Source organism: Brevundimonas sp. FV1ye4L, from assembly GCF_058681255.1.
In genome coordinates this window covers 2,443,368-2,457,614 of record NZ_CM178734.1, presented here as the reverse complement: position 1 = coordinate 2,457,614, position 14,247 = coordinate 2,443,368, and the positions used below count along the sequence as shown (strand labels likewise).

The 14,247-nt window shown below is 68.0% G+C and carries 12 protein-coding genes; 5 read left to right on the top strand and 7 right to left on the bottom strand.

The annotated features are described in order from the left end of the window. The first annotated feature begins 7 nt into the window (after positions 1-7). Positions 8-1,261: a UbiH/UbiF/VisC/COQ6 family ubiquinone biosynthesis hydroxylase gene (locus ACW17X_RS11860; RefSeq protein WP_492097609.1), complete on the top strand. Its 1,254-nt coding sequence runs from the start codon at positions 8-10 to the stop codon at positions 1,259-1,261. Here ACW17X_RS11860 and ACW17X_RS11855 read toward each other — a convergent pair. From ACW17X_RS11855 to dapF, 5 genes are all read right to left on the bottom strand, one after another. Next, positions 1,258-2,073 carry a transglutaminase family protein gene (locus ACW17X_RS11855; protein ID WP_492097607.1) on the bottom strand — a complete coding sequence of 272 codons (816 nt, stop codon included), beginning with the start codon at positions 2,071-2,073 and terminating at the stop codon, positions 1,258-1,260. The genes ACW17X_RS11860 and ACW17X_RS11855 overlap by 4 nt on opposite strands. Continuing rightward, positions 2,070-2,501: a YraN family protein gene (locus ACW17X_RS11850; protein ID WP_492097605.1), complete on the bottom strand. Its 432-nt coding sequence runs from the start codon at positions 2,499-2,501 to the stop codon at positions 2,070-2,072. Before ACW17X_RS11850 ends, ACW17X_RS11855 begins: the two co-directional genes overlap by 4 nt. Next, positions 2,498-3,370 (bottom strand): 16S rRNA (cytidine(1402)-2'-O)-methyltransferase, encoded by an 873-nt coding sequence (gene rsmI / locus ACW17X_RS11845; RefSeq protein WP_492088412.1) that lies wholly within the window; start codon positions 3,368-3,370, stop codon positions 2,498-2,500. Before rsmI ends, ACW17X_RS11850 begins: the two co-directional genes overlap by 4 nt. A gap of 2 nt (positions 3,371-3,372) precedes the next feature. Continuing rightward, positions 3,373-5,730, bottom strand: a complete 2,358-nt coding sequence (locus ACW17X_RS11840; RefSeq protein WP_492097603.1) for an NADP-dependent malic enzyme — start codon at positions 5,728-5,730, stop codon at positions 3,373-3,375. 142 nt (positions 5,731-5,872) lie between these two features. Next, a complete protein-coding gene (gene dapF, locus ACW17X_RS11835) occupies positions 5,873-6,703 on the bottom strand; it encodes a diaminopimelate epimerase (protein ID WP_492088414.1) in 831 nt (276 codons plus the stop codon). A gap of 40 nt (positions 6,704-6,743) precedes the next feature. Here dapF and ACW17X_RS11830 point away from each other — a divergent pair, with 40 nt between their 5' ends. The 4 genes from ACW17X_RS11830 to ACW17X_RS11815 all read left to right on the top strand — a co-directional run bounded on the left by ACW17X_RS11830 (position 6,744) and on the right by ACW17X_RS11815 (position 12,967). Continuing rightward, the gene (locus tag ACW17X_RS11830; protein ID WP_492026888.1) at positions 6,744-7,535 is read left to right on the top strand and encodes a potassium channel family protein; all 792 of its coding nucleotides are present in this window, start codon (positions 6,744-6,746) and stop codon (positions 7,533-7,535) included. A gap of 93 nt (positions 7,536-7,628) precedes the next feature. Continuing rightward, positions 7,629-9,797 carry a prolyl oligopeptidase family serine peptidase gene (locus tag ACW17X_RS11825; protein ID WP_492097601.1) on the top strand — a complete coding sequence of 723 codons (2,169 nt, stop codon included), beginning with the start codon at positions 7,629-7,631 and terminating at the stop codon, positions 9,795-9,797. Between the two features lie 142 nt (positions 9,798-9,939). Further along, positions 9,940-12,147 (top strand): prolyl oligopeptidase family serine peptidase, encoded by a 2,208-nt coding sequence (locus ACW17X_RS11820; protein WP_492097599.1) that lies wholly within the window; start codon positions 9,940-9,942, stop codon positions 12,145-12,147. Positions 12,148-12,214: 67 nt separating this feature from the next. Continuing rightward, positions 12,215-12,967 (top strand): DUF1223 domain-containing protein, encoded by a 753-nt coding sequence (locus tag ACW17X_RS11815; RefSeq protein ID WP_492097598.1) that lies wholly within the window; start codon positions 12,215-12,217, stop codon positions 12,965-12,967. A 79-nt stretch (positions 12,968-13,046) separates the two neighbouring features. Here the strand turns inward: ACW17X_RS11815 and rplS are convergent, their stop codons facing one another. Together rplS and trmD are read right to left on the bottom strand one after the other, a co-directional pair. Further along, the gene (gene rplS / locus ACW17X_RS11810) at positions 13,047-13,469 is read right to left on the bottom strand and encodes a 50S ribosomal protein L19 (RefSeq protein WP_492088419.1); all 423 of its coding nucleotides are present in this window, start codon (positions 13,467-13,469) and stop codon (positions 13,047-13,049) included. A 1-nt stretch (position 13,470) separates the two neighbouring features. Then, positions 13,471-14,211, bottom strand: coding sequence for a tRNA (guanosine(37)-N1)-methyltransferase TrmD (gene trmD, locus ACW17X_RS11805; protein ID WP_492097596.1), 741 nt, complete (start codon positions 14,209-14,211; stop codon positions 13,471-13,473). Positions 14,212-14,247 lie beyond the last annotated feature (36 nt).

The following is a 14,247-nucleotide window of genomic DNA, read 5'->3' as shown; positions in this document are numbered from 1 at the left end:
GCCTGTCATGGCAGACACTGACCGCTACGACATCATCATCGCCGGCGCGGGCTTAGCCGGGGCGTCCTTCGCCCTGGCGGCGACGCAGGGCGGGCTGAAGGTGGTGCTGGTCGATCCGCAGCCGTTCAGCGCCCAGCTGGCGCCGACCTTTGACGGGCGTTCGACCGCCGTCGCCTTTTCGACCTTCCGCATGCTGGACGCCTTGGGACTGGGCCAGACGCTGAGGCCCCATGCCTGTCGGATGGATCACATCCTGGTGACGGACGGCCGCCGGCCGGGGGCGGCCAGCCGGGCGGCCTCCCCGGCCTTCCTGCGCTTCGACGCCGAGGAGATCGGCGGGCGCACCGGCGGCGAGCCCCTGGGCTATATGGTCGAGAACCGGCGGATCCGTTCGGCCCTGGCCGAGGCGGTGACGGCGGCGGGGATCGAGGTTCGGGCGCCGGCCTCGGTCGCCTCGGTCGAGACCGACACAGGCAAGGCGACCGTGACCCTGGCCGATGGTTCGGTCCTGACCGCCGCCCTGGTGGTGGGGGCCGAGGGGCGCGGCTCGACCGTTCGCCGCGCCGCCGGGATCGAGACCGTGGGCTGGGGCTATGGCCAGAGCGGCGTGGTGGCCACGGTTCGGCTGGGCCGCGACCACGGCAATGTCGCCCACGAATATTTCCTGCCCAGCGGCCCCTTCGCCATCCTGCCGCTGACGGACCAGCGCGCCAGCCTGGTCTGGACCGAGACGACACGGCGGGCCGAGGCTTTGCGCGACGCCTCGGGCGCGGCCTTCCAGTCCCATCTGATGCGGCGGTTCGGGGAGTTTCTGGAGGGGGTTTCGGTCGAGGGGCCGCGCTTTGTCTATCCGTTGTCGCTCAGCCTGGCCGAAAAACTGATCGCGCCGCGCATCGCCCTGATCGGCGACGCCGCCCACGGGGTGCATCCCGTCGCGGGCCAGGGGCTGAACATGGGTCTGAAGGACGCCGCCGCCCTGGTCGAGGTGCTGGTCGAGGCTGCGCGGCTGGGCGAGGACCTAGGGGCCGAGACCGTGCTGGAGCGTTACGCCCGGTGGCGCCGGTTCGACACCGCGGCCCTGGCGGCCGGCTTCGACGCCTTTGTCCGCCTGTTTTCCAACGATATCGCCCCGGTACGGATCGCCCGTGACCTGGGCATGGCCGCGGTGAACCGGATCGGGCCGCTGCGCCGGGCCTTCATGCAGGAGGCCGGCGGGGCGACCGGCGATCTGCCGCGGCTTTTGCGTGGCGAGGCGGTCTAGTTCAGTCGCATCCGCACGCGCTCGAAGGTCGTCGAACGCCGGGCCTCCTCTACCCCGCCCAGGCCCCGCGCGCGTGACAGGGCGTCCAGCGAGCCGGCCAGGGCCCCCTGTTTCTCGCGGGCCGCGGCGACGTCCAACCAAGGGCGGTGGTCGTCCGGGTCCAGCAGGGCGCGACGCAGGGCCGAGCGTTCGGCGGCGTCATAGTCGCGGCTGCGGATGGCGCGGCTGAACAGCAGGTTTTGCAACCGGATCAGCGACTGGCGGTCCGTCACCGGGGCCATCAACAGATCCAGGCGGTCCGCGACATGCGGCGTCAGGCCGGCGCGAAGCGCGCGCCGGGTCAGTTCGCTAGGCAGGACCAGCCGGCCCTGACTGAAGGGGTCCAGGGCCACCGGGCCCTCGGCCGTCTCGACCCGCACCAGGAAATGGCCCGGAAAATCGACGCCCGCCGCCTTGAGCCCGGCTGCTCGGGCCGCATGGAGGTAGAAGACCGCCAGGGCCGCCGACAGGCCGCGCCGACGCTCGGCCACGTCGATGATGTCGGTATTGGCGGGGTGGTCCGAGTGCAGCAGGTCGCCGTTCAGCTGCAGATCGGCGGACAGGGTCTCGGACAGGGCCTCGTCGGGACCTTCTCCGCCGATCCTTTCCTTCAGCCGTTCGCAGGCGCTGCGGGCCAGGGTGCGAACGGGTTCGGGATCGCGGAACGGATAGTCGTGAATGGCGCAGGCGATCGCCGCCTCCAGCAGGGGGAAGCTGTCGTCGCCGCCCTCACCGGCCGACGTCAGGATGGCCTCGGCCTCTTCCCGCGTCATACGATCCCTTCAGCGCCCTGTCTCTGAACGCCGCGAAGATGACGCGGAAACCGACCGGGAGCCAGCGCCACCATATCAATTCTCAATTCAAGCGGTTGCAGGGCCGGTCGGTTTCGTCGGACGGCCTCGCCCGCCGCGACCAACCGGTCATGCTGGGCGGGCTTCAGCGCCAGGACGGCGAGGTCGAGACTGGTGCGGCGCTTGACCTCGACCACCGCCAGGACGGGGCCGCGTCGGGCCAGCAAGTCGATCTCGCCGGAGCGGGTCTTCAGCCGGAAACCCAAGACCTGATAGCCCTTTAGCATCAGCCACAGGGCGGCGATCCATTCCGCCGCATGGCCGGCCTTGAAGGCGGCGCCGCCCTTGGCCTGACGCCACGCCGCCTTGGGGCGTCGGTTCGGCGCCGGGCGGTGCAGGCGGTGGCTCACTTGCCCTGAAGCTCCAGGGCGCGGCGGTAGAGGGTCTTGCGGTTCAGTCCCAGGGCCCGGGCCACTTCCGAGGCGGCCTCCCCGGTCGAAAGCCGCGTCAGGGCGTCGGTCAGGGCGGCGTCGGCGTCGGCCTGGGTCGCTTCTTCCGCCTCGCCGGGGCCGATGACCACGACGATCTCGCCCTTGGGCCCGTCAAGGCGCGGATCGACCGCCAGTTCGTCCAGCGATCCCCGCACGCATTCCTCGTACAGCTTGGTCAGTTCGCGGGCCACGGCGGCCGGGCGGGGACCCAGGACGGCGGCCATGTCGGTCAGGCTGTCGCGCAAGCGCGGCCCGCTTTCGAAGAAGACCAGGGTCTGACGTTGGCCCTTCAGCCCTTCCAGGGCGGCGGTCCGGCCGGCGGTCTTGGGCGGCAGGAAGCCGGCGAACAGGACGCGGTCGGCGGGCAGGCCGGCGATGCAGAGGGCGGCCAGCAGGCTGGACGGGCCGGGGATCGGGTGGACCGGGAGGCCCTCGGCGATCACGGCGCGGGCGACGACGAAGCCGGGGTCGGAGACCAGGGGCGTGCCGGCGTCCGAGACCAGGGCCACGACCTCGCCGGCCCGAAGGCGCTCGATCGCCTGTTCGGCGGCCCGGCCTGAGGCGTGGTCGTCGCAGCGCTCCAGCTTCGCCTTGAGCCCATAGGCGGACAGAAGCTTGGCGGTGACGCGGGTGTCCTCGGCCAGGACCAGGTCAGCGGCGGCCAGGACGTCCAGGGCCCTGAGCGTCATGTCGCGCAGGTTCCCGATCGGCGTCGCCACCAGATAGAGACCCGGCTCCACCCGCCGGGGCGGGGGGGCGGTGGGCGGGAAGGGGCCGGGTTCGCTCATGATCAGACGGTGGGGGGCACCGCAGTGCTCGGCTTTTCGACGACGGCGGCGGGGGGACGCGGGGCCGAGGTCAGGCCCGACCCCTGGAAGGCGGGACCGGCGTCATAGGCTGCGAAGGTCGCAGCGGTAATGATCTCACTGACCGAAGCGCCCAGGGAGACGATCTGCACCGGCTTCTCCAACCCGACCAGAAGCGGGCCGATCACCGTGGCGCCGCCCAGGGCCTGGACCAGTTTGGTCGAGATGGCGGCTGAATGAATGGCGGGCATGACCAGGACGTTGGCCGGCTTGGTCAGGCGGTTGAAGGCGTAGGCGGGGTGGCCCTTGGGATCCAGGGCGACCTCGGGCGGCATTTCACCCTCGTATTCGAAGTCGACGCCCTTCTTGTCCAGGATGCGGATGGCCTCGCGCACCTTCTCGGCCCGATCGCCGGGCGGATTGCCGAAGGTGGAATAGCTGAGGAAGGCCACGCGCGGATTGCGGCCCAGTTTGCGCACCGTCTCCGCCGCCTTGATGGCGATGTCGGCCAGTTCCGCCGCGTCCGGCAGTTCGTGGATGGAGGTGTCGGCGACGAACAGGGTCCGGCCCTTGGCCAGCAGGATCGACAGGCCGATCAGGGTGTCCTCGACGTCCAGCACGCGCTGGACCTCCTTCAAGGCCATGTTGAAGTTGCGGGTCACGCCCGCGACCATGGCGTCGGCCCGGCCCTTGGCGACCAGGGTGGCGGCGAAATAGTTGCGGTCCTGGTTGATCATCCGCGCCACGTCGCGGCGCAGATAGCCCCGGCGTTGCAGCTTTTCGTACAGCCAGTCGGTGTCCTCGACATTGTGTTCGGAGACGCGGGCGTTGGTGATCTCTATGCCCAGGTCGTCGAAGTTCAGCCCGGCCTCGGCGGCGTTCTGACGGATCAGATCCTCGCGGCCGACCAGGATCGGCGTGCCCAGATCGGCCTGTTTGAAGCCCCAGGCGGCGCGGATCACGGCCAGTTCTTCACCCTCGGCAAAGACGACCCGCTTGTTCGCCCCGCCGCGCACGGCCGAGCTGATCTTCTGCATCAGGGCGGCGGACGGATCGACGCGCGAGCGCAGGGCGTTGCGATAGACGTCCATGTCCTCGATCTGGACGCGGGCCACGCCGGTATCCATCGCCGCCTGGGCGACGAAGGGCGGGATGTACCAGATCAGGCGCGGGTCGAACGGGGTCGGGATGATGTAGTCCGGGCCGAACTTCAGCTTGCGGCCGCGATAGGCGGCGGCGACCTCGTCCGGCACGTCCTCGCGGGCCAGGGCGGCCAGGGCCTGGGCGCAGGCGACCTTCATCTCGTGGTTCACGCGACGCGCGCGCACGTCCAGGGCGCCCCGGAACAGATAGGGGAAGGCCAGGACATTGTTGACCTGGTTCACATAGTCCGAGCGGCCGGTGGCGATGATGGCGTCCGACCGGACCGACTTGACGTCTTCCGGCGTGATTTCGGGATCGGGGTTGGCCATGGCGAAGATGATCGGATTGGGCGCCATGGAGGCCACCATCTCCTTGGTGATCGCGCCCTTGGCGGACAGGCCCAGCACCACGTCGGCGCCGACCATGGCCTCGGCCAGGGTGCGCAGCGAGGTGTTGGTCGCATGGGCGGCCTTCCACTGGTCCATGCCGTGTTCGCGGCCCTGGTAGACCACGCCGTCCTTGTCGCAGATGACGGTGTTCTCGGCCTTGACGCCGGCAGCCTTCATCAGGGCGATGGACGACAGGCCCGCCGCACCGGCGCCGGCCAGCACCACCTTGACCTCGTCCAGTCGCTTGCCGGCGACATGACAGGCGTTGATCAGGCCGGCGGTCGAGATGATGGCCGTGCCGTGCTGGTCGTCGTGGAAGACGGGGATGTCCAGCAGGTCCTGAAGCTCGCTCTCAATGACGAAACATTCGGGAGACTTGATGTCCTCCAGATTGATGCCGCCCCAGGTGTCGCCGATGTTCTTGACGACGGTGATGAACTCGTCCGGATCGGTGGTCTTCACCTCGACGTCGAAGCTGTCCACGTCGGCGAAGCGTTTGAACAGGACCGACTTGCCCTCCATCACCGGCTTGGAGGCCATATGGCCCAGATTGCCCAGGCCCAGGATGGCGGTGCCGTTCGAGATGACGGCGACCAGATTGCCCTTGGAGGTGTATTCGTAGGCCTTGTCCGCATCGGCGGCGATGGCCAGGACCGGCACGGCCACGCCCGGCGAATAGGCCAGCGACAGGTCGCGCTGGGTCGCCATCGGCTTGGTCGGGGCCATGGAGATCTTGCCCGGGGTCGGGAAGAGGTGGAAGTCCAGCGCCTCCTGGTCGGAGAAGGTCTGTTTTTCGGTTTGATCGGGCATCGGGGCGTCCAGGGCGTCGGCGGGGTTGTAACCGTTCGTGTCCTAGAGTGTGGGAAGGGCCGCGCCAAGCCTTGACCCCCCGTAAGGCGTACAGACCTGTTCCGAAGCTTCCGTTCGCGTCAGCGTCAACCGGCAGCGCCGCCTAGAAGGTCAGAGCGCCCGTGCGTTCGATCTCGACCGGGCCGGTCATCAGGACATGGTCGGTCGCCGCGTCCCAGTCGATCACCAGTTCGCCGCCATCGACGACGACGGTGGCCTTGCGATCGGTCAGGCCGCGCCGGGCCGCCGCCACCTGGGCCGCGCAGGCGCCTGTGCCGCAGGCCTTGGTCAGACCGGCGCCGCGTTCCCAGACGCGCAGACGGATATGGTCGCGGTCCAGCACATGGGCGAAGCCGACATTGACCCCCTGGGGAAACAGCGGGTGATGTTCGACCAGGGAGCCGGAGCCGGTGACGAAGCCGTCGTCCTGTCGATCGGTGAAGAAGACGACGTGCGGATTGCCCATCGAAACGGCGCCCGGCGTGTGCAGCAGGGGGGCGTCGATGGGGCCGACCTGAAGCTCGATGCCGCGGGTGTCCATTTCCTCGGCCAGGGGCACCTGGGTCCAGTCGAGCCGGGGCTTGCCCATATCGACCGTGACCCGGCGGTCGCCGGCCCGCGTGGCGGTGGTCGGGCCGGCAGCGGTGTCGATCGTCACCCTGTCGCCGCCGCCTGCCTCCATCAACAGCCAGCCGACGCAGCGCAGGGCGTTGCCGCAGGTCTCGACCATCGAGCCGTCGGCGTTCCACACCCGCATGAAGGCGTCCGCCGTGTCGGACGGCTCCATCGCGATCAGCTGGTCGAAACCCTCGCCCGAGGCGCGGTCGGCCAGGGCGCGGATCTGGTCCTCGGTCGGACGAAACGGCGTTTCCAGCGCGTCGATGACGATGAAGTCATTGCCGGCGCCGTTCATCTTGATGAAAGGACGGGTCATGCAGGCCATATAGGCCTATCCCTGTCGTCCGGAAACCACTGTGTCCCAGAGCGAAACCGACCCCAAGGACGGCCTGAGGCTGCGCGCGCGGCTGCGATACCTGTATCACGGCGGCCAGCCGGCGGCGGTGAAGTTTCGGCTGACGGTCATCGTCATCGACTTCGCCATCATCGCCTTCTTCCTGGCGGCCCCGATCCTGAAGAATATGGGCTGGGCCTTCTATGTGCTCGACTATCTGATCGCCGCCCTGCTGGCGGTCGATCTGGCGGCGCGGGCCTATGCTTATTCCGACGTTCGAGACTGGCTGAAGAAGCCGATAGTCTGGCTGGATTTGTTCATCCTGGCGACCCTGCTGTTCCCGGCCTGGCTGTTCAATCTCGGCTTCCTGCGGATGCTGCGGCTGTGGACCCTGCTGAACTCCGACTTCTTCTGGCGCACGGTCGGCGCGCGGTTCGACGACACGCGGGTCGAGGGGATCGTGCGGGCTCTGTCAGGCCTGGTGACTTTCGTCTTCGTGGTGACCGGTTTCGTCTATGCGACCTTCCGCGGGCATGACGGGATCAGCGGCTATATCGACGCCCTCTATTTCACCGTGGCGACGCTCACGACGACCGGCTTCGGCGACGTCACCCTGCCGGGGGTGCTGGGCAAGCTGTTGTCTATCGCCATCATGCTGGTCGGCATCACCCTGTTCCTGCGTCTGGCCCAGGCCCTGATCAAGCCGCACAAGGTTCGTTTCCCTTGCGACCGATGCGGCCTTCAGACCCACGACCCCGACGCCGTCCACTGCAAGGCCTGCGGAAATCTGATCTGCATCCCCGACGAGGGCTGAGACAAAGATGACAAAGCCGTAAGGGCGGATTCGTCGCCTTGCCGCAGGGCGGCTCGCCGTTAAGGTGCCCGTCTTCAATTCCGGGGACTGTCCATGATCCGCTCATCCGCCGCTGTGCTTGCAGCTCTTCTCGCCTCCACCAGCCTGACGTCGGTATCCATGGCCCAAACTGCTCCCGCCTCCGCCCCCGCCGCCGGTTTCGCCACCAGCGAGGCGACCGACCCCTATGTCTGGCTGGAGGATGTCGAGGGCGAGCGGGCCATGGCCTGGGTCAAGGACCACAACACCCATTCCCTGGGCGTGCTGCAGGGCGACCCCCGCTATGAGCCCCTGCACCAGCAGGCGCTCGCCATCGTTCAGGCGCGCGACCGGATCCCGTCGCCCGGCTTCACCCACGACGGCCATATCGACAACTTCTGGCAGGACGCCCAGCATGTGCGCGGCGTCTGGCGGCGCACGACGCTGGACTCCTACAAGACCGCCGAGCCCCAGTGGGAGACGGTGCTGGACATCGACGCCCTGGCCGAGGCCGAGAGCGCCAACTGGGTCTACAAGGGTTCGACCTGCCTGGCCCCCGAAGAGCGCTACTGCCTGATCAGCCTGTCGAACGGCGGCAAGGACGCTGTGACCCTGCGCGAGTTCGACAGTGTGACCCGCAGCTTCGTCGAGGGGGGCTTCTTCCTGCCGGAGTCCAAGGGCGGCGCGACCTGGCTGAACAAGGACACCCTGCTGATCTCGCGCGATTTCGGCGCCGGCACCCTGACCAACTCCGGCTATCCGATGGTGGTCAAGCGGATGACGCGCGGCCAGTCGCTGGATCAGGCCGACGTCCTGTTCATGGGCGAGCCGACCGACGTCTCGGTGTCCGGCTATACGCTGCGCGACGCCGACGGGGTGCTGAAGGCGACCCTGATCAACCGGGCCATCGACTTCTATTCGTCCGAGACCTATCGCGTGAGCGACGACGGGGCGGTGGTGAAACTGGCCCTGCCCGCCAAGTCGGACATCACCGGACTGGTCGCCGGCAAGCTGGTGGTGTCGCTGAAGCAGGACTGGACCGCGCCGTCGGGCCAGGATTTCAAGAGCGGAGACCTGATCGCCTGGCCGCTGGACGCCTGGCTGGAAGACCAGGCCACGCCGGCCGTCCTGGTGCTGCGCCCGACCGAGCGCCAGGCCGTCGAGGGGGTCAGCGCCACGCGCAACACCCTGGTCGTCGCCCTGTACGACAATGTGCGCGGTTCGGTGCGGGTCTATCGGCCCGGCGAGACCGAATGGACCTATTCCACCCTGGACCTGCCGCAGAACGTCTCGGTCGGCGTCGGCTCGGCGTCGGAGGTGGACGACAAGGTCTTCGTCAGCGTCACCGGCTATCTGAACCCGTCCAGCCTGTGGCTGGCCGATGCGGCGACCGGGGCGGTGGATCAGGTCAAGTCGATGCCTGCCAAGTTTGACGCCGCCGGCATGACGGTGGACCAGCACGAGGCCCGCTCGGCCGACGGCACGATGATCCCCTATTTCGTGGTCCATAAGGCGGACATGCCGCTGGATGGGACGAACCCGACCCTGCTGTACGGCTATGGCGGGTTCGAAAGCTCGCTGCTGCCCGGCTATTCGGCCACGGTCGGCAAGCTGTGGCTGGAGCGGGGCGGGGTCTATGTCATCGCCAATACGCGCGGCGGCGGCGAGTTCGGACCGCGCTGGCACGAGGCGGCCCTGCAGCAGAACCGCCAACGGGCGCACGAGGACTTCCAGGCCGTGGCTCTGGACCTGATCGCCCGCGACATCACCAGCCAGCCCAAGCTTGGGATCATGGGCGGCTCGCAAGGCGGCCTGTTCATGGGAGCCATGCTGACCCAGCGGCCCGACCTGATCAACGCCGCCGTCATCCAGGTGCCCCTGTTCGACATGCTGCGCTTCCACAAGCTGCTGGCCGGCGCCTCGTGGATCGGCGAGTATGGAAACCCCGACGTTCCGGAAGAACGCGCCTGGATTCAGGCCTATTCGCCCTATCAGAACCTGCGGGCGGGCCAGCCCTATCCGGAGGTCTTCATCCACACCTCGACCAAGGACGACCGGGTCCACCCGGGCCACGCGCGCAAGGCGGCGGCGCGTCTGGAGGAGTTGGGCTATCCGGTGCTGTTCTACGAGAACACCGACGGCGGCCATGCGGCGGGGGCGAACCTGCAAGAGACGGCGCGGCGGTTGGCGTTGGAATACACCTATCTGTCGCGGCGGCTGATGGATTCCCCGGCGCAAGAATAGTCCTCCTGCTCATCCCGGCGAAAGCCGGGACCCAGTTCTTTCGCAAGGTTCGGCGGCTGGGATCGAGTTCTGTACGAATGGGCGACGCCGAACGCCCAAAGGTCTGGGTCCCGGCTTTCGCCGGGATGAGCGGAGTTTTTAGATGCGTCACCTGATCCTGTCCGCCGCCATTCCGGCCCTTCTTCTCGGAGCCTGTTCCGGAGCCGCCATAACGGGCGGCGCCGACGAAATCGTCGTCTCGACGAACGACAGCCGCCCGCCCCACTTTCCCCGCGACCTGACCCCCGCGGGCGTCGCCGCAGCGGACGATCATCTGGCGCTGGAGCAGGTGGACGGGGCCGAGGCCATGGCCTTCGTCGCCGAAGAAAACCGCAAGTCGCTGGCCGCCCTGACCGGCGACCCGCGCTACGAGACCTTCCGCGCCGAGGCCCAGGCGATCCTGACCGCCACCGACCGGATCCCCGGCCCGTCCTTCCTTGGCGACGGGATCGGCAATTTCTGGCAGGACGCGGCCAATCCCAAGGGCGTCTGGCGCCGCACGACGCTGGACAGCTACCGCACCGCGACGCCGCAGTGGGAGACCCTGCTGGACATCGACGCCCTGTCGAAGGCCGAGGGCAAGGACTGGGTGTTCAAGGGCGCCGACTGCCTGGCGCCCGACGAGACCCGCTGCCTGATCAATCTGTCCGATGGCGGCAAGGACGCGGTGGTCGTGCGCGAGTTCGACCTGACGACCAAGCGGTTCGTGAACGATGGTTTCGTCCTGCCCGAAGGCAAGCACCGCATCGAATGGCTGGACCGCGACACGCTTCTGGTCGCCACCGATTTCGGCGCGGGGACGATGACCGAGTCCGGCTATCCCTTCATCGTCAAGACGCTGAAGCGCGGCCAGACCCTGGCCCAGGCGGTCGAGGTCTATCGCGGCGAACAGGGCGACGGCGGCTATGGCGTCAGCCCGGCCGTCTATCGCGACAAGGACGGCAAGGTGACGGCGGTGATCATCACCCGCCCGCTGGACACCTTCCGGTCCGAGACCTGGGCCATGGCCCATGACGGATCGACGACCAGACTGACCCTGCCGGACCGAGTCAGCGTCTTCGGCGCCCAGGGCGATCTGCTGATCTTCTCGAATGACGAGGCTTGGACCTTCACCGGCGCCGCCTACAGGGCCGGTTCGCTGCTTTCGATGCCGCTTAACCATTTGCGGACCGACCGCAACGATCTGAGCATCAGTAATCAAGCCTACCTGATCTATCAGCCCGCCGAGCGCCAATCGTTGGGCGACGTCCGCGTTCTCGATCGGCAGGTGGTCGCTTCCCTGTCCGACAATGTCGCGGGGCGGTTGGCGATCTTCGAGAACCGGGGCGAGTTCGGCTGGCGACGTCAGGACGTGGCGACGCCCCAGAATGTCGCCGTCGGCCTGGGCGACTCGTCCAAGTCGAAGGGCCAGGTCTTCGTCTCGACCCAGGGCTTCCTGACGCCCCCGACTCTGAGCCTCGCCTCGGTCGCATCGACGGCTCTGACCGAGCTGAAGTCCGCCCCGGCCAAGTTCGACGCCTCGACCCATGTGGTGGAGCAGTATGAGGCCACCTCGACCGACGGAACCAAGATTCCCTATTTCATCACCCGTCCGCGCGACATGAAGCTGGACGGGTCGAACCCGACGATCATGCTGGGCTACGGCGGGTTCCAGGTCAGCCTGAACCCGGCCTACAAGCCCGAGATGGGCAAGCTGTGGCTGGAGCGGGGCGGGGTCTTCGTCCAGGCTAATATCCGTGGCGGCGGCGAGTTCGGTCCCGACTGGCACCAGGCGGCCCTGGACGGGAACCGCCAGCGCGCCTTCGACGATTTCGCCGCCGTGGCGCGTGATCTGGAACAGCGCGGCGTCACCAGCCCGCGCCGCCTGGGCATCTATGGCCGGTCGAACGGGGGGGTTCTGACCAGCGTCTCCATCACCCAGCATCCGGAACTGTTCAATGCGGCGGTGATCGAGAGCCCGCTGGTCGACATGCTGCGCTATCACGAGCTGCCGGCCGGCGCCTCGTGGATCGGCGAATACGGCGACCCGCGCATTCCGGAAGAAGCCGAGTGGATCGCCCGATATTCGGCCTATCAGCAGCTGCGGCCGGACGTGGTCTATCCCCGCGTCTATCTGACCACCAACACCCGCGACGACCGGGTCCACCCCGGTCACGCCCGCAAGTTCGCCGCCCGTCTAGGCGATCAGGGCCACGACCATCTCTATTATGAGGACACGGCCGGCGGTCACTCCAACGACGCCGATCCGGTGGCCAACGCGCGTCGCTGGGCCCGGCACTATGTCTATCTGTCGCAACAGCTGATGGATTGAGAGGGGGCGCGGGCGGCTCACGGACTTATGACCGCAGGCAACGTCCGCGACGTCTAAGAACATGGCCATGAGACACAGGATCGGGGTCATAGCAGCGACGGTCATTGCGGGCGCAGTCCTGTCCGCAGGCTCGGTCGCCCAGCCTGCGAGGCCGCACGTCAAGCCTGTGCGTCACGCCGTGAACGCCGGCCCGCCGGTCGTGGTCGAACTGTTCACCGCCCAGGGCTGCGGCGGCTGTATCGAGGCCAATGCGGTGTTCGAGCGGGCGGCGGGGGAACCCGGCGTCATCGCCCTGACCTATGGCGTCGACTATTGGGACTATCTGGGCTGGACCGACACCTTCGCCCGGCCCGAGTTCACCCAGCGCCAGCGCGATTATCGCGTCGCCCTGCGCCAACGCGGGGTCTCGACGCCCCAGGTGGTGATCGACGGTCGGCGTCAGGTATCCGGCGCGCGTAGTCAGGAGCTTGAGACCGCCATCGTCGAGGAAGCCGGTCGTCAGGTCTGGCCGCCCGAAATCGAGTTCCGCGAGACTGGCGACCGGGTCGGCATAGGTTCGGGCCGCGCCCCCGCCGGGGGCGCCGAGGTCGTCGCCGTCACCTATACGCCCGGCCCCCAGGTGGTCAAGGTCAGCCGCGGCGAAAACCGGGGCCAAACGGTGCGCCACGTCAATGTGGTGCGCGACATCGCCCGGTTGGGCGAATGGCGCGGCCGCCCCATCCTGTTCGACCTGCCCCAGACGCGCGACGAGGAGGCCGTGGTGGTGATGGTTCAGGCCAAGACCGACCACCGCATCATCGGCGCCGCAGTCAGGCAATAGGCCGGCCGATCCGGCGCAACAAAAAAGGCCCCGGCGCTGACGCCGGGGCCTTTTCCTTGACTGATCTTCAAACCTGAAATCAGGCCTCGTCGCCCTTGTCGGCGGCGCCCGTCTCGGGGACCACGGCGCCCTTGGCGGGACGGACGGTCTGGCGTTCGGCGATCCGGGCCGACTTGCCGCGACGATCGCGCAGATAATAGAGCTTGGCGCGACGCACCACGCCGCGGCGCTTCACTTCGATCGACTCGATGTTCGGCGACAGAATGGGGAATTTGCGTTCGACGCCTTCGCCGAACGAGATCTTGCGGACGGTGAAGGTCTCGCTGATGCCGCCGCCGTCACGGGCGATGCAGACGCCTTCGAAGGCCTGGACGCGCTCGCGCTCGCCTTCCTTGATCTTCACATTGACGCGCAGGGTGTCGCCGGGCTGGAAGACCGGGATCTTGCGTTCGCCCAGGACGCGGGCTTTTTCTTCGGCGTCCAGCTGTTGAACGATGTTCATGTCATTTCTCCTCGAGCTTTGCGCTCTTTGCCTGTGAGTTGGCGAGATGCGCCTGCCAGAGGTCCGGCCGTCGCTCCCGCGTGGTCTTCTCCCGCTGCGCCTCGCGCCATTGTGCGACCTTCTTGTGGTCGCCCGACAGCAGCACCTCGGGTATCTCAAGCCCCTCGAACGTCCGCGGTCGCGTGTACTGCGGGTGTTCCAGAAGCCCGTCCTCGAAACTCTCGGACGACAGGCTGTCTGCCGCGCCGAGCACTCCGGGGATCAGTCTTACGCACGCCTCGATCACGACCATCGCCGCCGCCTCGCCGCCGGCGAGAACCGCGTCTCCGACCGAGACCTCCTCGAACCCGCGGGCGTCCAGCACCCGCTGATCCACCCCCTCGAAACGGCCGCACAGCACGACGATTCCGTCGGCTTTCGCCCATTCCTTGACGCGCGCCTGGGTCAGGGGCCGACCCCGGGCGCTCATGTACAAAAGCGGGCGCCCCTTAGAAGGGTTGGTCGGCCCCGGCAGGCTATCCACCGCCCGAGCCACCACGTCCGCCTTAAGCACGGCTCCCGGGCCGCCACCCGCAGGGGTGTCGTCCAGGAAGCCGCGCGTATCTGTGGAAAAGGCGCGAATGTCAACCGTATCCAGGCCCCACAAGCCTTTCTCGCGCCAGGCCGTGCCGATCAGAGACACGCCGAGCGGGCCCGGAAAGGCCTCGGGGAACATGGTCAGGACGGTGGCGGTGAAGGACATGGCGCGCGCCCTTTACCGCCCCGTGACCGGAAAGGC

Bases quoted from the DNA above. Each gene is read 5' to 3' on its own strand.
- ACW17X_RS11860 (WP_492097609.1), top strand. From the start codon at position 8: ATGGCAGACACTGACCGCTACGACATCATCATCGCCGGCGCGGGCTTA.
- ACW17X_RS11855 (WP_492097607.1), bottom strand. From the start codon at position 2,073: ATGACGCGGGAAGAGGCCGAGGCCATCCTGACGTCGGCCGGTGAGGGC.
- rsmI (WP_492088412.1), bottom strand. From the start codon at position 3,370: ATGAGCGAACCCGGCCCCTTCCCGCCCACCGCCCCCCCGCCCCGGCGG.
- ACW17X_RS11840 (WP_492097603.1), bottom strand. From the start codon at position 5,730: ATGCCCGATCAAACCGAAAAACAGACCTTCTCCGACCAGGAGGCGCTG.
- dapF (WP_492088414.1), bottom strand. From the start codon at position 6,703: ATGACCCGTCCTTTCATCAAGATGAACGGCGCCGGCAATGACTTCATC.
- ACW17X_RS11825 (WP_492097601.1), top strand. From the start codon at position 7,629: ATGATCCGCTCATCCGCCGCTGTGCTTGCAGCTCTTCTCGCCTCCACC.
- ACW17X_RS11820 (WP_492097599.1), top strand. From the start codon at position 9,940: ATGCGTCACCTGATCCTGTCCGCCGCCATTCCGGCCCTTCTTCTCGGA.
- ACW17X_RS11815 (WP_492097598.1), top strand. From the start codon at position 12,215: ATGAGACACAGGATCGGGGTCATAGCAGCGACGGTCATTGCGGGCGCA.
- rplS (WP_492088419.1), bottom strand. From the start codon at position 13,469: ATGAACATCGTTCAACAGCTGGACGCCGAAGAAAAAGCCCGCGTCCTG.
- trmD (WP_492097596.1), bottom strand. From the start codon at position 14,211: ATGTCCTTCACCGCCACCGTCCTGACCATGTTCCCCGAGGCCTTTCCG.